Genomic DNA, 23,221 nt, shown 5'->3' with positions numbered 1-23,221 from the left:
CGCAGCCGTCAGCGTCGTCTTGCCGTGGTCAACGTGCCCGATCGTCCCGATGTTCACGTGCGGTTTCGTACGTTCAAACTTTGCCTTTGCCATAATGGCCTCCTCTTTGTCGGGGCGGCGGGGTGGGCCCCGCCCTACGGTGAGTGGGTAGGGCGGAGTTCACCCCGCCATCCCGATTAAGCGTATTTCGCCTGGATTTCGTCGCTGATGTTCTGCGGCACCGGTTCGTAGTGGTCGAACTGCATGGTGAAGTTCGCCCGGCCCGAGGACATCGAACGCAGGTTGTTGATATAGCCGAACATGTTCGCCAGCGGCACGAAGCAGTTGATCGCGATCGCATTGCCGCGGTTCTCCTGCCCCTGCACCTGACCCCGGCGAGAGGTCAGATCGCCGATGATGTTGCCGGTGTATTCTTCCGGCGTCACAACTTCGACCTTCATGATCGGTTCCAGCAGCTTGGCGCCGGCTTTCCGCATGCCTTCACGCATACCCATACGGGCAGCGATTTCAAAGGCCAGAACGCTGGAGTCAACGTCGTGGAACTTACCGTCGATCAGCGCGACCTTGAAGTCGATGACCGGGAAACCAGCCAGCGGGCCGGAGTCCATGACCGACTTGATGCCCTTTTCCACGCCCGGGATGTATTCCTTCGGCACGGCACCACCGACGATACGGCTTTCGAAAGAGTAACCTTCGCCCGGCTCGGTCGGGGTAATGACGAGCTTGACCTCGGCGAACTGACCCGAACCACCCGACTGTTTCTTGTGGGTGTAGGTGTGCTCGACCTCTTTCGAGATGGTCTCGCGATAGGCCACCTGCGGCGCACCGATGTTGGCCTCGACCTTGAACTCCCGCTTCAGGCGGTCGACCAGGATGTCGAGGTGAAGTTCGCCCATGCCCTTCATGATGGTCTGGCCCGATTCCAGGTCGGTCTCGACGCGGAAGGACGGGTCCTCGGCTGCCAGACGTTGCAGGCCCTGAGACATTTTCTCCTGGTCGGCTTTCGTCTTCGGCTCCACCGCGATCTCGATCACCGGATCGGGGAAGGTCATGGTTTCCAGAACCAGCGGCTTCTGCGCGTCGCAAAGCGTGTCACCGGTGGTGGTCTCTTTCAGACCGGCCAGCGCGATGATGTCGCCCGCGAACGCTTCCTCGATCTCTTCCCGGTTGTTGGAGTGCATCATCATCATACGGCCGATGCGCTCTTTCTTGCCTTTGGTCGAGTTCAGGATCGAGTCGCCCTTCTTCATGGTGCCGGAATAGATCCGGGTGAAGGTCAGCGAACCGACGAACGGGTCGTTCATGATCTTGAACGCCAGGCCCGAGAACGGTGCGTTGTCATCGGCCTTGCGCTCGATGTTCCGCGTTTCCGTTTCGTCGTCCGGCGCGAAGCCCATGTAGGGCGGCACGTCGAGTGGACCCGGCAGATAGTCGATCACGGCGTTGAGCATGGGCTGAACGCCTTTGTTCTTGAACGCCGAGCCGGCCATAACCGGAACAAAGGACAGCGACAGCGTGCCCTTGCGGATCAGTGACCGCAGGGTGGCCTCGTCTGGCTCTTCGCCTTCCAGGTATTTCTCCATCGCGTCGTCGTCCATCTCGACAGCGATCTCGACAAGCTCGGCACGCATGGACTCGGCCTTGTCTTTCAGCTCGTCGCGGATGTCGGTAATGACCCAAGATGCGCCCAGGTCTTCGCCTTTCCACACCCATTCCTTCATGGTGACGAGGTCGACGATGCCTTCCAGCTGGTCTTCCGCGCCAATCGGGAACTGGATCGGGGCCGGGATGGCACCGGTGCGGTCCTTGATCATTTTGACGCAGTTGTCGAAATCGGCGCCGATCTTGTCCATCTTGTTGACGAAGACGACGCGCGGAACCTTGTAGCGATCGGCCTGGCGCCAGACGGTTTCGGTCTGCGGTTCGACGCCGGCGTTGGCATCCAGAACGCAGACGGCGCCGTCGAGCACGGCAAGCGAACGCTCGACTTCGATGGTGAAGTCAACGTGGCCGGGAGTGTCGATGATGTTGAAGCGGAACCGGGCTTCTTCCGGCGTGTCGCCGTAGATGCCGGTCGGGTTCTTACCATCCTCGGTGCGGAACCAGAAAGTGGTCGTCGCAGCCGAAGTAATGGTGATCCCGCGTTCCTGCTCCTGCTCCATCCAGTCCATGGTCGCGGCGCCGTCGTGGACTTCGCCGATCTTGTGGGACTTGCCGGTGTAGTAGAGGATCCGCTCGGTCGTCGTGGTCTTGCCAGCGTCGATATGCGCCATAATACCGAAGTTACGGTACCGGCCGAGGGAATATTCGCGTGCCATGAGAGGGTGCCTTTAGATCTGAATTACCAGCGGTAGTGGCTGAACGCTTTGTTGGCGTCGGCCATCTTGTGGGTGTCTTCGCGCTTCTTAACGGCGGCGCCGCGGCCATTGACGGCATCGAGCAGCTCACCGGCGAGGCGTTCTTCCATGGTGTTTTCGTTGCGGGCGCGCGAGGCGTTGATCAGCCAGCGGATTGCAAGCGCTTCACGGCGCTCTGGGCGCACTTCGACCGGCACCTGGTAGGTGGCGCCGCCGACCCGGCGGGAGCGGACCTCGACCGAAGGCTTGATGTTGTCGAGCGCCTCGTGGAACACCTCCACCGGCGCTTTCTTCAGGCGGCCCTCAACCCGGTCGAAAGCATTGTAGACGATGCTCTCGGCGACGGACTTCTTGCCGTCGATCATCAGGTTGTTCATGAACTTCGTCAGAACGCGGTCGCCATACTTGGCGTCGGGCAGGATCTCGCGTTTTTCAGCAGCGTGACGGCGGGACATCGGTAAATCCTCTTATTTCGGCTTCTTGGCGCCGTATTTCGAGCGGCGCTGCTTACGGTCCTTGACGCCCTGGGTATCAAGCACACCGCGCAGGATGTGGTAGCGGACACCCGGAAGGTCTTTCACCCGGCCGCCGCGAATCAGGACCACCGAGTGCTCCTGCAGGTTGTGGCTTTCACCGGGGATGTAGCTGATCACCTCATAACCGTTGGTCAGGCGCACCTTGGCAACCTTCCGCATGGCCGAGTTCGGCTTCTTCGGCGTCGTCGTGTAGACGCGCGTGCAGACGCCACGCTTTTGCGGGCAGCTTTCCAAGTGCTGCGACTTGGATCGTTTTACTTTAGGCTGCCGCGGCTTGCGGATCAGCTGTTGGATCGTTGGCATTCCGGTTCATTCCCCGTGTTGCAACACTATGTCTCATGGGGCGCGCGTCCCCGGTTTCGATGGCCGTGTCTCGCGCGTCCGCAAAACACGAAAACCGCACCCGTCCCCGTTCGCGGGAACGACGCGGTGGGTTTACAGAGGATCGGGGCGTCTGGCCCGGATCATGACCACTTCAGTTCTGTGACAGGCGGTATGCCTCCGCCCGAGTGGGCGCCGTATAGGGTGAGTCCCGACCCTTGTCAACAGCTTGGCAATCCTTCCAGCCGTACCCTGCCCGATCAGCGGATTCTCAGTGTCTTTGGCGGAAATTGCGGACGTCGAAGCCGTCGCTCGCGGTAGAATGTATATACGCCGGTCGCAACTACAATACCTGCGCCCAACAAAGTTAACGGCTCCGGCCAATCGCCGAATACGACAAAACCCAGAAGCAGCGCCCAGAGCAGGCTGGTATATCGAAACGGAGCCACGACGGCGATTTCACCGACCCGCATCGCCGAGACGCTGAACAGGTAGCCGCCGATAATCAGGACCGATGCCAGCCCCAGCTGCGCCGCTGCCTTGCCTGACAGCGGAGCCCAATCGATGAAGATCGACGCCAGCCCGAAGAAAACCATCACCGACACCGCGTTGAACAGTGCCACCGTCATCGACGGCACGAGAGCCGACAGCTTGCGGGAAATGATGTCGCGCGCGGTTACCAGCGTCACCGCAACCAGCGCATAAAGGGAATAGACGCTGAACCCCTCCGCCCCTGGCCGCACGATCAGCATCACCCCGATGAACCCGAACATGATCGCGCTCAGCCGCCGCCATCCCACGACCTCGCCCATGAACACCGCACCCGCCAGTGTCACCGACAGGGGCAGCGCCTGCATGATCGCCGAGGCATTGGCGAGCGGCATATTGAACAACGCCGACAGAAAGAAATATGCGGCGCCGATCTCGGTCACGTTCCGCATCAGGATCAGCATCCAGTCGCGGCTCGAAAACCGAAGGCTCAGCCCGCCCAGCATCCAGGCCAGCACCAACATCAGCAGCGAGGTCGAGACTCCGCGCAGGAAAAGCGCCTGGAACATCGGAAGCTCGTCGCTCGTCGCCTTCATGCAGGCGTCGTTGATGGTGAAGCTCGCCATCGACGCGGCCATCAGCATGGAGCCGCGCAGGTTGTCCGACATCGCTGCCATGGCGACGGCCCGTAGCAGCGAATTTCGGGCTGCGCCAGCGGCTTCGACAGGATCGGCCAGTGGTAGACTTGCCCCGGGCCGACGCGCTATCTGCTATGGAATGGCAAGAACCGGACCGGCCCCGCATGCGCACTGACAGCGCCTTTCTCGTCGCCGCGGCAATGCGCAACGAAGGCGCCTTTCTCGTTGAATGGGTCACCTGGTACAGGATGCTCGGCTTCGACCTCCTGGTCGCCACCAATGACTGCACCGACCACTCACCGCAGCTTCTGGATCTGCTGCAACAAGCCGGCTGGCTAACACATATCACCCACTCCCCGCCGCCGGGCACGCCACCAAAGCGCTCCGCTCATGCCGCCTTCCGCAATCACCCTAGTGTCGCCAGCCATGACTGGCTATTGATCTGTGATGTCGACGAATTCCTCGTAATCCACGACGGCGACGGCACAATTCCCGGCTTTCTCAACGACGCACCCGAACGTTTCCACGGTATCGCCTTTCACTGGAAAGTCTTTGGCAGCAGTGGCGAGTCCGAATGGCATGACACGCTCCAACACCGCACATTCACCCGCTGTGCCGAAGCCCACCATCCCGCCAACACCTCCTTCAAGTCACTGATCCGGCATCCTCTGGAGTTTCGGCGCTTCGGCATGCACAGCCCAATCGGCTTCGACGGCGACTGGGGCAAGGGAGCGAACCGCTGGATCGACAGCGAAGGGCGTAACCTTTCGCGCTACGATCCTCGGCAAGGTGAGCAGATGGCGACGCATCCCGATCGCGTCACGCACGCGGCGGCACAGATGAACCACTATATGATCCGCTCGCCGGAAAGCTTCGCGCTGAAGCGCGGCACACCCAGCCCCGCCGCCAGGCGCGACCGATACACCGATGACTTCCTCGTCAGATACGACCGGAACGAAGACACCGATATCTCCGCCCTACGCTATACGCAGCAATTCGCCGCTCTCCACGCCCAGGCAATGGCCTTGCCAGGCATAGCGCGACTGCACCACTTGTGCTGCGCCGATTATGTTACGCGCCTCGCTCATGCAGCCGGACAGCCCGCCGAAGATGACCCGCGCTTTCAGCGGCACATGGAACTTGCCGGCTCGATGAATTGACGCGCCGACGGCGCGAATTCAACCCTCGAAACGCAAAGAGCCCCGCCAAGGCGGGGCTCCTGCATATCAGGGGAAAGTCGAGATCACTCGCGGCTTTCCGGCGTCTCCACCAGACCGGCGTCGAAGTGATCTTCCGACATGAAGTCCTCTACTGGAGCGGCCAGAGCCGCCGCGGCTTCGGCTTCGGCACGGGCGGCCTCGATGACCGCCGCGTCGCGCTCCTGCGCGATGCGCCGCACCTTCTGGGTCGCGCCACCGGTCCCTGCAGGGATCAGCCGGCCGACGATGACGTTCTCCTTCAGGCCCACCAGCTTGTCCCGCTTGCCCTGAACCGAGGCTTCGGTCAGCACGCGCGTGGTCTCCTGGAAAGACGCCGCCGAGATAAACGACCGGGTCTGCAGCGAGGCCTTGGTGATCCCCAGCAGGATCGGCTCGCCCTGTGCCGGACGGCCGCCTTTCGACTCGGCCTTCGCGTTGGCTTCATCGAATTCGACCTTGTCGACATGCTCGCCTTTCAGAAGCGTGGTGTCGCCGGAATCGAGGATCTCCCATTTCTGCAGCATCTGGCGAACGATCACCTCGATGTGCTTGTCGTTGATCTTCACGCCCTGCAGCCGGTACACGTCCTGCACTTCGTTGATCATGTAATCGGCCAGTGCCTCGACACCCATGATCGACAGGATGTCATGCGGCGCCGGGTTGCCGTCCATGATGTAGTCACCCTTCTGGACGAAGTCGCCTTCGACCACCGGGATATGCTTGCCTTTCGGCACCATGTACTCGACGGGCTCCATCGACTCGTCCGCTGGCTCGATCGTGATCCGGCGCTTGTTCTTGTAGTCGCGCCCGAACCGTACGTAGCCGTCGATCTCGGCGATGATCGCGTGGTCTTTCGGACGGCGCGCTTCGAACAGTTCCGCCACCCGCGGCAGACCGCCGGTGATGTCCTTGGTCTTGGCGCCCTCGCGCGGGATCCGCGCGACGACGTCGCCGGCCTGAACATTCGAGCCATCTTCGACCGAAAGGATCGCGTCCACCGACATCGGATAGGTCACAGGGTTGCCCGCATCGTTGCGGACCGGCTCGCCATCGTCGCCGACCAGGATGATCTCCGGCTTCAGCTCGTTGCCCTTCGGCGCGGCACGCCAGTCGGATACGATCCGCTGGGTCATGCCGGTCGCCTCGTCGGTATCCTCGCGGACAGAGATGCCCGCAATCAGGTCGACGAAGCGGACGGAGCCGTCCTTCTCGGCGATGATCGGCAGGGTATAGGGGTCCCACTCGATCAGCTTGTCACCTCGATTGACGGTCGCGCCATCCTCCGGGAACACCTTGGTGCCATAGCCCAGCTTGTGGCTAGCCCGTTCGGTGCCATTCTCGTCCATGATCGCCAGCGTCATGTTACGGCCAACCACGATCTGCTCGCCGGCGGCGTTGGTAAGGATGTTCGCGTTGCGGAACTCCACCTTGCCGTCGGACGACGCCTCGAGAAACGACTGCTGGCCACCCTGCGCGATACCGCCGATGTGGAATGTCCGCATCGTCAGCTGCGTGCCTGGTTCACCGATCGACTGCGCCGCGATGATGCCCACGGCTTCGCCTTGGTTCACCATCGTGCCGCGCGCCAGGTCGCGGCCGTAGCACATAGCGCATACGCCCTCTTCCGAGTCGCAAGTCAGCGGCGAACGCATCCGCACGGCGGCGATGCCCGCGGCTTCAACCGCATCGGCCTTGCGCTCGTCGATCAGCTCACCACATGCCACGATCACCTCGTCGGTTCCCGGGTTCATGACGTCTTCGGCCGCGACACGGCCCAAGATACGCTCGGCCAGCGAGGCGACGATCTCACCGTCGTTGACGGCTGCCTCGGCAGTGATCGACCGGTCGGTGCCGCAGTCGTGCTCGCGGACGATGCAGTCCTGCGCCACATCCACAAGACGACGGGTCAGGTAACCCGAGTTCGCCGTCTTCAGAGCGGTGTCGGCCAGACCTTTCCGGGCGCCGTGGGTGGAGTTGAAGTACTCCAGCACGGTCAGGCCTTCCTTGAAGTTCGAGATGATCGGCGTTTCGATAATCTCGCCCGACGGTTTCGCCATCAGCCCGCGCATCCCGCCCAGCTGCTTCATCTGCGCCGGCGAACCACGCGCACCAGAGTGCGACATCATGTAGACCGAGTTCGGCTCAAGCTCCGCGCCGGCATCGTCGTACCGGACGGCGGAAATCTCGCCCATCATCGCGTCCGCCACCTGGTCGGAACATTTCGACCAGGCATCGACCACTTTGTTGTACTTTTCGCCCTGGGTGATCAGGCCGTCCATGTACTGCTGTTCGAACTCTTTCACCTGCTCGCGGACGCCGTTCACGATGCCCCACTTGGTGTCGGGGATCAGCATGTCGTCCTTGCCGAAGGAGATGCCGGCCTTGAACGCTTCCTTGAAGCCGGTCGACATGATCTGGTCACAGAAGATGACCGATTCCTTCTGACCGCAATAGCGGTAGACGGTGTCGATAACCTGCTGAACTTCCTTCTTCCGCAGAAGGCGGTTCACCAGTTCGAACGGTGCCTTGGCGTTCAGCGGCAACAGCGCGCCGAGCTTCACGCGGCCCGGGGTGGTTTCGAACCGCTCCCAGACTTCCTGTCCGGTCTCGTCGATCTGCTTCACCCGCGCTGTGATCTTGGCGTGCAGGTGAACCTCACCCGCATCAAGCGCGTGCTGCACCTCGTCGGCATCAGCAAAGACCATGCCTTCGCCCTTCATGCCTTCGCGCTGCATCGAGATGTAGTACAGACCCAGGATCATATCCTGCGAAGGAACGATGATCGGCGCGCCGTTAGCCGGCGACAGAACGTTGTTCGTCGACATCATCAGCACGCGGGCTTCCAGCTGGGCTTCCAGCGAAAGCGGCACGTGAACAGCCATCTGGTCCCCGTCGAAGTCGGCGTTGAAGGCCGAACAGACGAGCGGGTGCAACTGGATCGCCTTGCCTTCGATCAGCGTGGGTTCGAAAGCCTGGATGCCCAACCGGTGCAGCGTCGGCGCACGGTTCAAAAGAACCGGGTGCTCGCGGATCACCTCGTCGAGAATATCCCAGACTTCCGGGCGCTCTTTCTCGACCAGCTTCTTCGCCTGTTTGACCGTCGAGGACAGGCCCTTCGCCTCAAGCCGCGAGTAGATGAACGGCTTGAACAGCTCCAACGCCATCTTCTTCGGCAGGCCGCACTGGTGCAGCTTCAGCTCGGGACCGGTCACGATGACCGAACGGCCCGAGAAGTCGACCCGTTTCCCCAGAAGGTTCTGACGGAAGCGACCCTGCTTGCCTTTCAGCATGTCGGACAGCGACTTCAGCGGGCGCTTGTTGGCACCCGTGATGACGCGGCCGCGGCGGCCGTTGTCAAACAGCGCATCGACCGATTCCTGCAGCATCCGCTTTTCGTTCCGGATGATAATGTCCGGCGCGCGCAGCTCGATCAGCCGTTTCAGGCGGTTGTTCCGGTTAATAACCCGGCGGTACAGGTCGTTCAGGTCCGAAGTCGCGAAGCGGCCGCCATCCAGCGGCACCAGCGGACGCAGTTCCGGCGGAATGACCGGAATAACGGTCATCACCATCCATTCCGGGCGGTTGCCGGACTCGAGGAAGCTTTCGACGATCTTAAGCCGTTTGATGATCTTCTTAGGCTTCAGTTCACCGGTCGCCTCGGCCAGGTCGGCACGCAGCTGCTCGGCTTCCGACTCCAGGTCGATCGCAGCCAGCATCTCGCGGATCGCCTCGGCACCGATGTTCGCCGTGAAGGCGTCCATGCCATAGGCGTCCTGCGCGTCCATGTACTCTTCTTCGGTCATCAACTGGCCGTATTGCAGGTCAGTGAGGCCCGGTTCGATCACCACGTAGTTCTCGAAGTACAGGATGCGTTCCAGATCGCGCAGCGTCATGTCCAGCATCAGACCGATGCGGGACGGCAAAGACTTCAGGAACCAGATATGCGCAACCGGCGCGGCCAGTTCGATATGGCCCATGCGCTCGCGGCGGACCTTCTGCAGCGTGACTTCCACACCGCATTTCTCGCAGACGACGCCGCGATACTTCATCCGCTTGTATTTGCCGCAAAGGCACTCATAGTCCTTGATCGGCCCGAAGATACGGGCGCAGAACAGGCCATCCCGCTCGGGCTTGAACGTGCGGTAGTTGATCGTCTCCGGTTTCTTGATCTCACCGTAGGACCAAGACAGGATCCGCTCCGGCGAAGCCAGCGAGATCTTAATCTCGTCGAAGGTCTTCGGCGGCGTAAGCGGGTTGAACGGGTTGGTGGTCAGTTCCTGGTTCATCTCGAATTCCTATTCAGGGGCGTTGGGTCAGGCCGGGAGCAAGGCGCGTCAAAGCGCCCTGCCAAGCGCCATCGAAGGCGCTCGTCCCGTTATTCCTCACCCTCCGCGTCCAGGAGTTCCATGTTCAGGCCGAGGCCGCGGACTTCCTTAACGAGCACATTGAAGCTCTCGGGAACGCCCGCTTCGAAGTTGTCCTCGCCCTTGACGATCGACTCGTAGACCTTGGTCCGGCCGGCCACGTCGTCCGACTTCACCGTCAGCATTTCCTGCAGGGTGTAGGCGGCGCCATACGCTTCCAGCGCCCAGACCTCCATCTCCCCGAAACGCTGACCGCCGAACTGCGCCTTACCACCCAGCGGCTGCTGGGTAACAAGGCTGTATGGACCGGTCGAACGCGCGTGGATCTTGTCGTCGACTAGGTGGTGCAGTTTCAGCAGGTATTTGACCCCCACTGTCACCGGACGCGCGAATTTCTCGCCCGTCCGCCCATCGAACAGATCCGACTGGCCGCTTTCATTGAAACCGGCCCGCTTCAGCGCGTCGTTGACGTCAGCTTCCTTGGCACCGTCGAAGACCGGCGTGGCAATAGGAACGCCGCGGGTCACGTTCGACGCAGCTTCGATCAGCTGGTCATCGTTCATTTCCGCGATGCCCTCTTCCCAGGCGTCTTCGCCATAGGCGATGCGCATGGCTTCCTTGACCGGGGTCAGGTCGCCCTTGCGCCGGTACTCGCCCAGCGCCTCGCCGATCTGCTCGCCCAGACCGCGCGCGGCCCAGCCCATGTGGGTCTCGAGGATCTGGCCGACGTTCATCCGCGACGGCACACCCAGCGGGTTCAGCACGAAGTCGACAGGGGTCCCGTCGCCGAGGAACGGCATGTCCTCGATCGGCACGACCTTGGAGATGACGCCCTTGTTGCCGTGACGGCCGGCCATCTTGTCGCCCGGCTGCAGCTTGCGCTTAACAGCCACGAAGACTTTGACCATCTTCATCACACCCGGGGGCAGATCGTCGCCGCGGCGCACCTTCTCGACCTTGTCCTCAAAGCGGGCGTCAAGCGCACGCTTCTGGGCTTCGAACTGTGCGTTCAGCGCTTCGACCTGAGCGGCCTCGGTGTCGTCGCTCAGGGCGAGCTGCCACCACTGACCGCGCGAGAGCATCTCGAGCAGTTCCTCGTTGATCTCGGAACCCGGCTTCACGCCCTTCGGACCCTTCACTGCGGTCTTGCCAAGGATCATGCCCTTCAGACGCGCGTAGATGTTGCGCTCAAGGATGTGCAACTCGTCGTCCCGGTCACGGGCCAGACGTTCCACTTCCTCGCGCTCGATCTGCAGCGCCCGCTCGTCCTTCTCGACACCATGACGGTTGAAGACCCGCACTTCCACGATGGTCCCGAAATCGCCCGGCGGCAGCCGCAGCGAGGTATCGCGGACGTCCGAAGCCTTCTCGCCGAAGATCGCACGCAGGAGCTTTTCCTCCGGCGTCATCGGCGATTCACCCTTCGGCGTGATCTTCCCGACCAAAATGTCGCCCGGCCCCACTTCGGCACCGATATAGACGATACCCGCCTCGTCGAGGTTGCGCAGGGCTTCCTCGCCGACATTCGGAATGTCGCGGGTGATCTCTTCCGGCCCGAGCTTCGTGTCGCGGGCGGCGACTTCGAATTCCTCGATATGGATCGAGGTGAAGACGTCGTCGCGCACGATGCGCTCGGAAATCAGGATCGAGTCCTCGTAGTTGTAACCGTTCCACGGCATGAAGGCGACGACCACGTTCTTGCCAAGCGCCAGCTCGCCAAGCTCCGTCGACGGACCGTCCGCGATCACTTCCGACTTCAGAACCGTGTCACCCACCTTCACCAGCGGACGCTGGTTGATACAGGTGTTCTGGTTCGACCGCTGGAACTTGCGCAGTCGATAGATGTCCACGCCCGGATCGCCAGGCTCCAGCTCTTCCGTCGCACGGATAACGATCCGCTGCGCGTCGACCTGGTCGATGACACCCGCACGGCGTGCCTGAATCGCGGCGCCCGAGTCGATGGCAACCTTGCCCTCGATGCCGGTACCAACGAACGGTGCATCCGCCTGCAGAAGAGGCACCGCCTGCCGCTGCATGTTCGAGCCCATCAGCGCGCGGTTCGCGTCATCGTTCTCAAGGAACGGGATCAGCGACGCCGCGACCGACACCAGCTGCTTCGGCGATACGTCGATCAGGTCGACACTTTCCACCGGGGCCAGCGTGTATTCGCCCGACTGGCGGGTGTTGACCATCTCATTGGTGAACTTACCGCTGTCGTCCAGCGACGCGTTCGCCTGCGCCACAGTGTGCCGCATTTCCTCAGTGGCGGACATGTAGTGCACTTCGTCCGTCACCTGGGCTTCCTTGACTACGCGGTAGGGAGTCTCGATGAAGCCGTACTTGTTCACGCGGGCAAAAGTGGCCAGCGAGTTGATCAGACCGATGTTCGGACCTTCCGGCGTTTCGATCGGGCACATCCGGCCATAGTGGGTCGGGTGCACGTCGCGCACTTCGAAGCCGGCACGCTCGCGAGTAAGGCCGCCCGGTCCAAGCGCCGACAGGCGCCGCTTGTGGGTAACCTCCGACAGCGGGTTGGTCTGGTCCATGAACTGCGACAGCTGCGACGAGCCGAAGAACTCACGCACGGCGGCGGCGGCCGGTTTCGCATTGATCAGGTCCTGCGGCATGACGGTGTCGATTTCGACCGACGACATGCGCTCCTTGATCGCGCGCTCCATCCGCAGCAGACCGACGCGGTACTGGTTCTCCATCAGTTCGCCAACCGAGCGCACTCGACGGTTGCCGAGGTGGTCGATGTCGTCGATCTCGCCGCGGCCGTCCCGCAGGTCAACCAGCGCCTTGATGCACGAGACGATATCTTCTTTGCGCAGGGTTCGCTGCGTGTCCGGCGCGTCGAGCGCCAGGCGCATGTTCATCTTTACCCGGCCCACGGCAGAGAGGTCATAGCGCTCGCTGTCGAAGAAAAGTGTGTCGAACAGGGTCGACGCAGCTTCGACGGTAGGCGGCTCGCCCGGGCGCATGACCCGGTAGATGTCCATCAGCGCCGAGCCGCGGTCCATGTTCTTGTCCTGCGCCATGGTGTTGCGCATGTACGGACCGACATTGACGTTATCGATGTCCAGAACCGGAACCTCGGTGATCCCCGCGTCCAGCAGTTCCTTAAGGGTACCGCCGGTCACGTCGCCGTCCTTGTCGGTTTCCCAGGTCAGTTCGTCACCGGCCTCGACATAGATCGCACCGGTTTCCTCGTTGATCATGTCTTTTGCGGCGTACTTGCCGACGACATTCTCGAACGGAACCAGCAACTCGGTGATCTTGCCCTCGTCGATGATCTTCTTCACCGCACGCGGGGTCACTTTCTTGCCGGCTTCGGCAATCACCTCGCCAGTGGCCGCGTCGACCAGGTCGAACGGCGGACGAGTGCCGCGTACGCGCTCGGGGAAGAACTTGGTCACCCAGCCTTTGTTCTTCTTCAGCGTGTAGGTCACAGTGTTGTAGTAGGCGTCCATGATCGCCTCCTGATCCATCCCGAGGGAATAGAGCAGGGTCGTCACCGGCAGCTTCCGGCGGCGGTCGATCCGGGCGAACACGATGTCCTTGGCGTCGAATTCGAAGTCGAGCCACGATCCGCGGTAGGGAATGATCCGGCAGGCAAACAGCAGTTTGCCCGACGCGTGAGTCTTGCCCTTGTCATGGTCAAAGAACACGCCCGGCGAGCGATGCATCTGGGACACGATAACGCGCTCGGTGCCGTTCACGATGAACGTACCGTTCGGGGTCATCAGGGGCATGTCGCCCATGAAGACATCCTGTTCCTTGATGTCCTTGACCGACTTCGCGCCGGTGTCCTCGTCGACATCGAACACGATGAGGCGAAGCGTGACCTTCAGCGGGGCGCTGTAGGTCATGTCGCGCTGCATACACTCTTCCACGTCGTATTTCGGCTTCTCGAGTTCGTACTTCACGAATTCGAGCACGGCGGTCTCGTTGAAATCCTTGATCGGGAAGACCGATTCAAAGACGCCACGAATGCCTTCGTCTTTCGCCGGCTCAACACCATCGCCGGAATCTAGGAAAAGCTGGTAGCTGGACTTTTGCACCTCGATGAGGTTGGGCATCTCCAGGACTTCCCGGATCTTCCCGTAATATTTACGCAAACGTTTCTGGCCAAGGTAGCTGGACGCCATGGGAGGAGTTCACCTTTCATCTTCGCAAACGCAGATACCGTCGGGCCCCGGTATCGCGCCCTTGGAAACAGGTCGGAGCGATCTATCCCTGGCCGTCGTCCCACCGACAGCCGCCCGATCACTCACCGCACCTTAGGAAAGGCTCCGGGGCAAGAAGCCCTTCCTGAGACGCGGATAGCCGGACCCGGGAATCCCCCGGATCCAGCCATTTTCGATACGCTTTCCGGCCCACCGGACCGGACGCGGAATTACTTGACCTCGACCTCGGCGCCAGCTGCTTCCAGCTTGCCCTTGATCTCTTCGGCCTCGTCTTTCGACACGCCTTCTTTGACGGCCTTGCCACCGGCTTCGACCAGATCCTTGGCTTCTTTCAAGCCAAGACCGGTGATCGCGCGGACTTCCTTGATCACGTTGATCTTGGATGCACCGGCCGACTTCAGGATGACGTCGAATTCGGTCTTTTCTTCCTCAGCAGCGGCGGCGTCGCCACCAGCAGCCGGACCGGCCATCATCACCGCGCCGCCAGCGGCGGGCTCGATGCCGTATTCGTCTTTGAGGATGGTTTTCAGTTCCTGGGCCTCGAGCAGGGTCAGACCCACGATCTCTTCGGCGAGTTTCTTCAGATCAGCCATTTGTCTGTTTCCGTTTTCCTAGATGTGTTCCAACGCGTGGGTTTGCAACCCCGCGCGGATATCCCGTTTGCCTCAGGCCGCTTCGGCCTTTTCCTCGATAGTCGAGAGGATGCTCGCGATGTTCGAAGCAGGTGCGCCAATGGCCCCGGCGATGTTCGAAGCGGGTGCGCCGAGACAGCCGACGATGGAAGCGATGAGCTCCTCGCGCGACGGCATTTTCGACACGGCTTCCACACCGGCCCGGTCCAGAGCCGTTTCGCCCATAGCACCGCCAAGGATCTCGAATTTCTTGTTATCCTTGGCGAAGTCCTCGGCCACCTTGGCTGCTGCCACGGGGTCCTCGGAATAGGCGAGTACGGTCATACCCGTCAGAAGGTCGGCGATCGAAGCGTTCGGCTTTCCTTCCAGGGCGATCTTGGCGAGCCTGTTCTTGGCGACGCGAACGGCCCCACCCGCATCACGCATGCGTGCGCGCAGGTCCTGCATCTCGGCAACCGTGAGACCCGCGTAGTGTGCTACCACCACGACGCCAGAGCTTTCGAAGATCTGGCCGAGTTCATCGACCACTTTCTCTTTCTGGGCTCTATCCACAGTTTTGCTCCAAGTATGGAGGGCCAAATGACCCTCCGGCTCCTAATTTACCGGACATATGCCCGGCATCGGGTCCTTACGGGTCCGGCCAAGTCGCCCCGGCACGGCGGAACCGCCGTCCGAAGAAATCTTGTCTCTTTCCCGTCTCAGGCAGGAATTATGGCCCATCATCATGGCGGACCACCCACCGTCTCGGACGAATCATCAGGCCGCCACGAGAGTTCGGGGCGACCTGACAAAGGCGGGTGTTAGTAGGTTCTTCCAGAAATGTGAAGAGCAGAAAGTGAATTCCGTTCAGCTTGTCACGATACTCGCGCAAATTTTACGCAACTTGCACGGCTCGCCTTCCGATACGGCACTCAAACGGCTGCTGCTGGACCTTTTGGCCATCTTGAGCCTACGGTCACCGCATGCTGCCATACATCAGGAAATACAAGGTATGAGTGCCGCAATTGCAAAGCGCCGCGCGGCCACCCCGGCTGATCTCAAGGCACGTGCCAAGCGTGCCCGTGCACAGGGTGCCGGCAGCGCCGCCACAGACCGCGCCCGCCGGATGCTCGCCGCCTACCTCGATACGGCCGAACGCCACGGACTGCCGCCCGCCAAGGTCCTTTCCGATATGGCCTCCGGCAGGGCCGCCTGGCAGATCGGCACGGCACTGCGCGACGAGATGCTGCGCACCCCGCCCGAAGCCGTCAAGAATGCCGCCTGCGCCGCCGGCTGCGCGTTCTGCTGCATCCTTTCCGGCGGCGACGGTGGCACCATCACAGAAACCGAGGCGCGCCGATTGCATGACGCGCTCGCGCCACTCGCCGGCCAGCCCGACGGCCGTGGATGGCATCCAGCCGCCTGCGCCGCGCTCGATCCCGAAACCCGCGCTTGCCGCGCTTACGACGCACGCCCGATGATCTGCCGCTCGTTCCTGTCCACCGATGCCGGGGCCTGCCGGATCAATTCCGAGGGCGGCGAGGCAAAGGGGGCCGGCCTTCTCGGCACCCACCTCGACTACCTCGCGCTCCACGCGCTGGCGCGTGAAACGCTGAAAGGCATCTCCCGGGTCGCAACCTATTCCATGTCCCGCATCGCCAGCGGCGCGGTCGACGGCGAAACGGCCGGGGACAGCCTCGACGCCGCTCGTCACAAGCCCGGCGCCCTGGAAGACGCTTGCCGCGACGCCGCGCGGGCCGCGGTCGGACGCGGTTGACGGCAACGCACCGAAACGGCGCGTTACCCGTTTCCGAACCGACTAGCCGCGCCGGCGCATCGCAATCAGGCCGATCCCGCTCAACAACAGCAGCGCCGTGGCCGGCAGCGGCACCGGCGACGGTTCCGGCCCGTAGGTCTCGATCGCCGCGATCGCGACATCGGTGTAATTGGTGAAGAACCCGTCGATCCCCATATCAAAATAGGGTTCGAACTCGGAATAAGCCGCATCCGAATCCCAGGTGTTGAACGTGTAGGGATGCACCAGCAGATCCAGGTTGTGGGCATAATCCACGTATTCCTGCGTCACTCCGATCCCAAGCGCTGGCAGTGACAGAAGGCTCGGGCCCACAGCGTCGACGAAATCGACGATCGCGTCCAGCGCCGTCCCCTCTGTAAGCGACCGGATCAGATAGGCCACGCCATTCACCATCTGCGCCGCGCCCAGTGCCACCTGCGGAATGTCGGATCCCAGTTCCTCCTGGATCGCCTTCACGTCCTGCAGCGTCTGCAGGTCGAAGCTCTGAATGAACACCTTGTCCTCCGGGCCGTCGAACCCGGCGGCAATCAGCGTCTCCACAATGATCCGGTTCAGCGCGTCGTCTGCTGTCTTCAGTTCCGGGTAAAGCCCGATATTGGTGCCATTCTTCGCGTTGAAGTCGATGACGAAATCCACGACTTCCTGCAGCGTCGGCACCAGGTAAGGCGTCCCCGTCGAGGGCACGTAGCCCGGGATCGAGCTATCGCTGAGTTGGTGCGCCGGGGTGATATCCACGGTTAGCGACCGGATCTCCGCCAGCGTGAACTCCGACGCTTCATAGCTGGCCCGGCCCGGGAACACGTCTTCCACGTTGGTGGTGCGGGTCAGCGTCGTGTCGTGCATCGCGATGGCGACACCGTCTTTGGTGATCACCACGTCGGGCTCGATGTAATCGGCGCCCATCAGTGCGGCCAGTTCATAGGAAGCCAGCGTGTGTTCCGGCTGGTAGCCGCTGGCGCCACGGTGCGCGATGACTTCGGGTGCGGTGCCGTCGAGGGTGCTATAAGTGGTCGCCGCCGCAGACAGCGGCAGAGCGGTCAGCGCGAAGGCCGACAGGAAAAGTACGGATCGCATGGCTGGGTCCTGATGCTTTTGGATGGAATACGATGCCCCCACGACACCGCTGCCCCAGCGTGATCCGTTAGGGTCACGAATTCATTTAGCTTGTGAAAAAGTTCGGTGTCTCTATCACGACCGTTTCGTGAAAACGGGCCACGGGTACGCGCAATGCGACCGCCAAAAGCAAAACGGGGCCCAAGGGGCCCCGCTTGAAATCGTCCTGTAAGTAAAGAAGCGTTACTCGGCCGCTTCCACCGGAGCGTTGCCGGTCGCGGACATCACATCCACCGACACACCCGGACCCATGGTCGAGCTGATCGAGACCTTCTTCATGTAGGTTCCCTTGGCGCCCGCCGGCTTCGCCTTGTTCACCGCGTCCACAAAGGCACGGACGTTCTCGGCCAGCTTGCCTTCGTCGAACGACGCCTTCCCGACGCCGGCATGGACGACACCGGCCTTTTCGGCCTTGAACTGGACCTGACCGCCCTTGGCGGCCTTGACTGCCTCGGCAACGTCCATGGTCACGGTGCCGACTTTCGGGTTCGGCATCAGGTTGCGCGGGCCCAGCACCTTACCCAGACGGCCGACGATCGGCATCATGTCCGGGGTGGCGATGCAGCGGTCGAACTCGATGGTGCCGCCCTGTACGGTTTCCATCAGGTCCTCGGCGCCGACGATATCGGCCCCGGCCTTCTGCGCTTCCTCGGCTTTCGGGCCACGGGCGAAGACGGCGACGCGGACATTCTTGCCGGTGCCGTTGGGCAGGGTCACCGTGCCGCGGACCATCTGATCGGCGTGGCGCGGGTCGACGCCCAGGTTCATCGCGATCTCGACCGACTCGTCGAACTTGGCGGTGGCATTCGCCTTAACCAGTGCAACGGCTTCCTCGACCGACAGGTTTTCCTTGCCGGCAAAAGCTTCGCGGGCAGCGGTGGTGCGTTTTCCGTGTTTTGCCATCTCGCTTACCCCTTCACCTCGATGCCCATCGAGCGGGCCGACCCCAGGATGATCTGCATCGCCGCTTCGACGTCGTTGGCGTTCAGATCTTTCATCTTCGCTTCGGCGATCTCGCGCACCTGCTTGACGTTCACCGTACCCACGGTCTGACGGCCGGGAGTGTTGGCGCCGGATTTCAGCTTGGCGGCCTTCTTCAGGAAGTAAGACGCGGGCGGCGTCTTGATATCCATGGTGAAGGACTTGTCCTGGTAATAGGTGATCACGGTCGGGCACGGCGCACCGGGCTCCATCTCCTGCGTCTTGGCGTTGAACGCCTTGCAGAATTCCATGATGTTGATGCCGCGCTGACCCAGCGCCGGACCAACCGGCGGAGAGGGGTTCGCTTGTCCGGCAGGCACCTGAAGCTTCATGGTGCCCATGACTTTCTTGGCCATTGGCCGTCTCCTTGTCTCAACGCCCGCCGAACGCGTTCCGCGGGCTTACGGTTGATGTGGTCTGGTCCGACGAACGCGTCCGTCTCGCCTCCCACAAGTGTGCCGAAGGATCGGCAGGCGCGCCGGATACACCGGGTTGCGCCGTGATGCAAGGGATTCGCGCGGGCCACGCCTTACGGGGGCGAGACCCCAAAAACAGCATGCGCGCCCCGAAGGACGCGCATCCAGACTTCAAGTCATGTACTCCGGCTCAGAACTCGAACCGAACGCCGACAACCACGTTGTTACTGCTGTACCCGATCCCGTTGACGCCGGCGATGGTCACATCGTCGAATGCGCGCTGGTGGATGAACTCGCCCAGCAGGCTGACGCGCTCGGAAATGTCGTAGCTGACGCCCAGCGAGACCTGACCGCCAAAGGTCGTTGCCGAACCGCTGTAAGGCGCGAACATCGAGCCGCCATCATACTCGACCTCGATCGCCCCAAGCCCAAGACCCGCATAGAAGCTCAAAGGCGAGTTGCTTGGGAACGTGTAGCGCCCGACCGCAAGGATCGCCTGCGAGTTCACTGAGCTGTCATAGCCGGTATATTCCGCCTGGCTCCGGTTATACTCGGCGCCGAAGGACAGGTTGGAGTCATTCGGCGTGTACAGCACCCGCGCACCGAACATGGTTCCCTGGTCGGTGTCGAAATCCATGGCGCCATACCCGAGGTTGCCCTCGAAGCGGACACCGCCGTACCCCTCGACCGCCCAGCCTTCCGCACTCGCGGCGCCGGCCTGGACCAGCAGGCTTGCGGCAATCGCCATGGCGCCGATGTTTTTCAAATTCGCGTTCATAATTCTCATTCCCGTTCAGCGCGAACAATCCGGTCCGCATCGTTGATCTCTGGGAATGTGTCGTGCGGCGCGGCAAACGGTTCAAAGATTGTGGGCGCCTTGGCGGCGAAACAGGAAATCTCGTCCTAAGTTCGGACCAGCCTTAGCTGCTAGCCAAATTTATGTCGAACCACAGCGTTACGGGCCCAAGGCCCCGGCGCCGCAATCGGCAGGGCTCACCCCTGCTTCGAAACCTGCGTGTATTCCAGTTCCACCGGCGTGGCGCGGCCGAAGATCGACACCGACACCTTCAGGCGCTGGTTGTCGTCGTCCACTTCCTCGACCATGCCGTCGAAGCCCTCGAACGGCCCGTCGGTGACAGCGACCTTCTCGCCCACGTCGAAATGGATCAGGGTGCGCGGCGCTTCCTGGCCTTCCTCGACGCGGTTCAGGATCGCGTTCACCTCGCCGTCGCGCATCGGCATCGGCTTGCCCTGCGGGCCGAGGAACCCGGTGACCCGGTTGATCGAGGTGATCAGGTGATAGCCCTGGTCGGTCATCTCCATCCGCACCAGCACGTAGCCGGGCATGAAGCGGCGCTCGGTCGTGACCTTCTTGCCGCGACGGACCTCAATGACCTCTTCGGTCGGAACCAGCACTTCCTCGATTTCGTCCTCGAGGCCGGCGTCGGTCACCGCATGCCGGATCTGTTCCGCCACCCGCTTTTCGAAATTCGAGAGCACGCTCACCGAATACCAACGCTTCGCCATCTGCCGTCCGTTTCCTTGCTTCGACCGGAAATCCCGTGGAATTCCGGCAATCCCATCCGTGCTCCCCGGAACAAAAAGGGGCGTGCAACTCGATTCGAAGCACGCCTTGTCGGGGGAAGTTTTGCTGCGATACCGTGCATGGAAGCGGGATTCAAGCCTTTATGGCGGCGCGCCACGGCCCGTCCGCTTTACCTCCTCGCCGGTTTCCCTAGCATCTGCCCCATGCCTTCCGACGCCAGCCCGGCCGCCATCCTCGGCCAGCCTCTCGCCCTGCCCTGCGGTGCGGTCCTGAAGAACCGGATCGCCAAATCGGCGATGTCGGACTCGCTCGGCGACGGGCGCGGCAACCCGACCGGCGCGCAGTCACGGCTTTACCGCCGGTGGGCCGAGGACGGCCTTGCCCTTTCAATCGTCGGAGAGGTGCAGCCGTCCCCGCACTACCCGGAAAAGCCCGGCAATCTCGTTCTTGCAGAAGACGCCGATGCCGGGGCCTTCCGCGACCTCACCCGTAGCGCCACCGAACCCGTCGCCGATCTCTGGGCCCAGCTCGGCCATGCCGGCGCCCTCGCCCACGCGCCCATAAGCCACCCGAAAGGGCCCTCCGCATTAGACGTCAACGGCCTGACCTGCGAGGCAATGTCCGCCGCTGAGATCCGCGCACTTCCCGGCCTCTTCGCCACTGCCGCCGCCCGCGCGAAATCGCTTGGCTTCACGGGAGTCCAGATCCACGCCGCCCACGGGTTCCTGCTCAGCCAGTTCCTCTCGCCGCTCTTCAACCGCCGCACCGACGCCTATGGAGGATCCATCCCCAACCGCACCGCGATGATCGCCGAAATTGTTTATGCCGTGCGCGACGCCGTCGGGCCCGCCTTTCCCATCGCGATCAAGATCAATTCCAGCGACCAGCTCGAAGGCGGCCTGACCGAAACCGACGCGCTTGAGGTGCTGCGCCACCTGAACGCCACACCGCTGGACATCGCCGATATCAGCGGCGGCACCTATTTCCCCGGTGCGAAACCTGCCTCCGACAGCGCCGGCGGCGGACCCTATTTTACTGATTTCGCGAAGCGCGCCCGGGCCGTCTGGGACAAGCCGCTGATGGTCACCGGTGGCTTCAAAACCCGGCAGCAGGCGGTGGGCGCCATCGCCTCCGGCGCCGCCGACATGATCGGCCTCGCCCGCGCCTTGTGCCTCGACACCCGGCTCCCAAACCGCTGGCTGTCAGAAGGCGGCGACCCGGATTTCCCGAGGTTCAGCGCCACAGTCGCCGGCGGCGTCACCGCCTGGTACACGATGCGCCTAGCGGCCATGGCCGAGGATCGCGGGGAGGATTTCGCGATGGACCTTCAGGAAGCGTTGGAAAGCTACGAGGCGCGCGACGCCACGCGCATACGTCTCTGGAAAGAGCGATTCGGCGGCTGAGTTCAGCCCACCAGCGTCAGCAGCAGTTGCAGGCCAGAGCGGATGATCCAGTCGACGAAGAAAAAGAACACCGCCGTCAGCGAGGCCATCACGAAGACCATCACCGTGGTCAGAAGTACTTCACGCCGCGTCGGCCAGACGACCTTCGCGATTTCGGCGCGGACCTGCTGGATGAACTGAAGCGGGTTTGTACGGGTGGCCATTCGGGTGTCCTCTGGATCAGGTAGCGGGGCAGATACGGGCTTTGGCCGGGGTTTTCAAGCGCCCGCGGCCTTCACCGCCAGCCAAAAAAGCCCGCGCCGGCGCGATCCAGCAGCGCAGCGGCCATCACGCGGCCCATCTCCGCCCCATCTTCCACTGCACCGGTCGCCTCGTCGAACAGCGCCTCCGATCCGTCGGGGCGCAGAATCTGGCCCCGCAGCCGCAGGTTTCCACCTTCCATCTCCGCCAGCCCCGCAATCGGCGTCTCGCAGGACCCGTCGAGCGCGGCGAGCAACGCCCGTTCCGCCGCCAGCCGCTTTGCGGTCTCGGCATCGTGGATCGCTTCCAACAATTCCGCGACGCTACCATCATCGCCACGCCGCTCGATCCCGATAGCCCCCTGTGCGATCGCGGGCAGCATCTCGTCCGGCGAAACCGCCACCATCGGCACGTCCGGAATATCCAGCCGGTTCAGCCCCGCCATCGCAAGAAATGTCGCCTGCGCCACGCCCTCCCCCAACTTCCGAAGCCGCGTCTGCACATTGCCGCGGAACTCGACGACCGTCAGGTCCGGCCGCCGGTGCAAAAGCTGCGCCCTGCGCCGCAGGCTCGACGTGCCCACGACCGCGCCCTCGGGCAGATCGCCAATCCCGCCCAGCGCAGGCGAAACGAACGCATCCCGCACATCCTCGCGCGGCAGGTAACAGTCGAGCAGCAGACCCTTCGGCTGCTCTGTCGGCATGTCCTTCATCGAATGCACTGCGATATCGATGGCGCCCGCCAGCAGCGCCTCCTCGATCTCCTTGGTGAACAGCCCCTTGTTGCCGATCTCCTTCAGCGGCCGGTCCGCCGCGATCAGCGCCGCGTCGTCGCCCGTGGTCTTGATCACCACCACCTCGAACGCCTGCTGCGGCAGACCAAATTCGGCGGCGATGCGTTCTCGGGTCTCATGCGCCTGCGCCAGAGCCAGCGGCGAGCCGCGGGTGCCGATTTTCAGCGGGTTCTCAGGGGTCGGTCGGGTCATGCGAAAGGCCTTAGACCAA

At 62.5% G+C, this 23,221-nt stretch carries 19 protein-coding genes; 3 read left to right on the top strand and 16 right to left on the bottom strand.

The window, feature by feature from the left end; translation table 11 throughout:
• From HCO70_RS20450 to HCO70_RS20430, 5 genes are all read right to left on the bottom strand, one after another.
• On the bottom strand, positions 1–93 hold a 93-nt coding region (locus HCO70_RS20450), incomplete at its 3' end, for a GTP-binding protein (protein ID WP_023878051.1).
• Positions 94–176: 83 nt separating this feature from the next.
• A complete protein-coding gene (gene fusA, locus HCO70_RS20445; RefSeq protein WP_172299660.1) occupies positions 177–2,318 on the bottom strand; it encodes an elongation factor G in 2,142 nt (713 codons plus the stop codon).
• A gap of 23 nt (positions 2,319–2,341) precedes the next feature.
• On the bottom strand, positions 2,342–2,812 hold the full coding sequence (rpsG, locus tag HCO70_RS20440) for a 30S ribosomal protein S7 (RefSeq protein ID WP_172299658.1): 471 nt from the start codon (positions 2,810–2,812) through the stop codon (positions 2,342–2,344).
• A 12-nt stretch (positions 2,813–2,824) separates the two neighbouring features.
• The gene (rpsL, locus tag HCO70_RS20435; RefSeq protein ID WP_025311764.1) at positions 2,825–3,196 is read right to left on the bottom strand and encodes a 30S ribosomal protein S12; all 372 of its coding nucleotides are present in this window, start codon (positions 3,194–3,196) and stop codon (positions 2,825–2,827) included.
• 278 nt (positions 3,197–3,474) lie between these two features.
• Positions 3,475–4,380 (bottom strand): DMT family transporter, encoded by a 906-nt coding sequence (locus HCO70_RS20430; RefSeq protein ID WP_172299656.1) that lies wholly within the window; start codon positions 4,378–4,380, stop codon positions 3,475–3,477.
• A gap of 161 nt (positions 4,381–4,541) precedes the next feature.
• Between HCO70_RS20430 and HCO70_RS20425 the strand changes: the two genes are divergently transcribed.
• A complete protein-coding gene (locus HCO70_RS20425; RefSeq protein ID WP_253913394.1) occupies positions 4,542–5,501 on the top strand; it encodes a glycosyltransferase family 2 protein in 960 nt (319 codons plus the stop codon).
• 83 nt (positions 5,502–5,584) lie between these two features.
• On the opposite strand, the gene rpoC is transcribed toward HCO70_RS20425, so the two are convergent.
• From rpoC to rplJ, 4 genes are all read right to left on the bottom strand, one after another.
• Positions 5,585–9,826, bottom strand: a complete 4,242-nt coding sequence (gene rpoC / locus HCO70_RS20420; RefSeq protein ID WP_172299652.1) for a DNA-directed RNA polymerase subunit beta' — start codon at positions 9,824–9,826, stop codon at positions 5,585–5,587.
• 89 nt (positions 9,827–9,915) lie between these two features.
• Complete coding sequence (gene rpoB, locus HCO70_RS20415; RefSeq protein WP_172299650.1) at positions 9,916–14,052, bottom strand: DNA-directed RNA polymerase subunit beta; 4,137 nt, start codon at positions 14,050–14,052, stop codon at positions 9,916–9,918.
• A gap of 248 nt (positions 14,053–14,300) precedes the next feature.
• The gene (gene rplL / locus HCO70_RS20410; RefSeq protein WP_172299648.1) at positions 14,301–14,684 is read right to left on the bottom strand and encodes a 50S ribosomal protein L7/L12; all 384 of its coding nucleotides are present in this window, start codon (positions 14,682–14,684) and stop codon (positions 14,301–14,303) included.
• A 72-nt stretch (positions 14,685–14,756) separates the two neighbouring features.
• On the bottom strand, positions 14,757–15,275 hold the full coding sequence (gene rplJ, locus HCO70_RS20405) for a 50S ribosomal protein L10 (protein ID WP_172299646.1): 519 nt from the start codon (positions 15,273–15,275) through the stop codon (positions 14,757–14,759).
• A 439-nt stretch (positions 15,276–15,714) separates the two neighbouring features.
• Between rplJ and HCO70_RS20400 the strand changes: the two genes are divergently transcribed.
• Complete coding sequence (locus tag HCO70_RS20400) at positions 15,715–16,479, top strand: YkgJ family cysteine cluster protein (protein WP_172299644.1); 765 nt, start codon at positions 15,715–15,717, stop codon at positions 16,477–16,479.
• A 42-nt stretch (positions 16,480–16,521) separates the two neighbouring features.
• Here the strand turns inward: HCO70_RS20400 and HCO70_RS20395 are convergent, their stop codons facing one another.
• The 5 genes from HCO70_RS20395 to nusG all read right to left on the bottom strand — a co-directional run bounded on the left by HCO70_RS20395 (position 16,522) and on the right by nusG (position 20,555).
• Positions 16,522–17,592 carry a glycerophosphodiester phosphodiesterase family protein gene (locus tag HCO70_RS20395; RefSeq protein ID WP_172299642.1) on the bottom strand — a complete coding sequence of 357 codons (1,071 nt, stop codon included), beginning with the start codon at positions 17,590–17,592 and terminating at the stop codon, positions 16,522–16,524.
• A gap of 222 nt (positions 17,593–17,814) precedes the next feature.
• Complete coding sequence (gene rplA / locus HCO70_RS20390) at positions 17,815–18,534, bottom strand: 50S ribosomal protein L1 (RefSeq protein ID WP_172299640.1); 720 nt, start codon at positions 18,532–18,534, stop codon at positions 17,815–17,817.
• Positions 18,535–18,539: 5 nt separating this feature from the next.
• Positions 18,540–18,968: a 50S ribosomal protein L11 gene (gene rplK, locus HCO70_RS20385; protein ID WP_172299638.1), complete on the bottom strand. Its 429-nt coding sequence runs from the start codon at positions 18,966–18,968 to the stop codon at positions 18,540–18,542.
• 250 nt (positions 18,969–19,218) lie between these two features.
• Positions 19,219–19,776, bottom strand: coding sequence for an outer membrane protein (locus tag HCO70_RS20380; RefSeq protein ID WP_216665540.1), 558 nt, complete (start codon positions 19,774–19,776; stop codon positions 19,219–19,221).
• Between the two features lie 245 nt (positions 19,777–20,021).
• Positions 20,022–20,555 (bottom strand): transcription termination/antitermination protein NusG, encoded by a 534-nt coding sequence (gene nusG, locus HCO70_RS20375; RefSeq protein ID WP_172299634.1) that lies wholly within the window; start codon positions 20,553–20,555, stop codon positions 20,022–20,024.
• A gap of 222 nt (positions 20,556–20,777) precedes the next feature.
• Here nusG and HCO70_RS20370 point away from each other — a divergent pair, with 222 nt between their 5' ends.
• Positions 20,778–21,977: an oxidoreductase gene (locus HCO70_RS20370; RefSeq protein WP_172299632.1), complete on the top strand. Its 1,200-nt coding sequence runs from the start codon at positions 20,778–20,780 to the stop codon at positions 21,975–21,977.
• A 2-nt stretch (positions 21,978–21,979) separates the two neighbouring features.
• Here HCO70_RS20370 and secE read toward each other — a convergent pair whose 3' ends face one another.
• Both secE and hemC read right to left on the bottom strand, forming a co-directional pair.
• A complete protein-coding gene (gene secE / locus HCO70_RS20365; RefSeq protein ID WP_172299630.1) occupies positions 21,980–22,180 on the bottom strand; it encodes a preprotein translocase subunit SecE in 201 nt (66 codons plus the stop codon).
• 71 nt (positions 22,181–22,251) lie between these two features.
• A complete protein-coding gene (hemC, locus tag HCO70_RS20360) occupies positions 22,252–23,202 on the bottom strand; it encodes a hydroxymethylbilane synthase (RefSeq protein ID WP_172299628.1) in 951 nt (316 codons plus the stop codon).
• Positions 23,203–23,221 lie beyond the last annotated feature (19 nt).

It is taken from the genome of Pseudoruegeria sp. HB172150, from assembly GCF_013184805.1.
Lineage (GTDB): Bacteria > Pseudomonadota > Alphaproteobacteria > Rhodobacterales > Rhodobacteraceae > Psychromarinibacter.
Note: the sequence above shows the minus strand (reverse complement) of the source record. Positions and strands in the feature narration are given on the sequence as shown.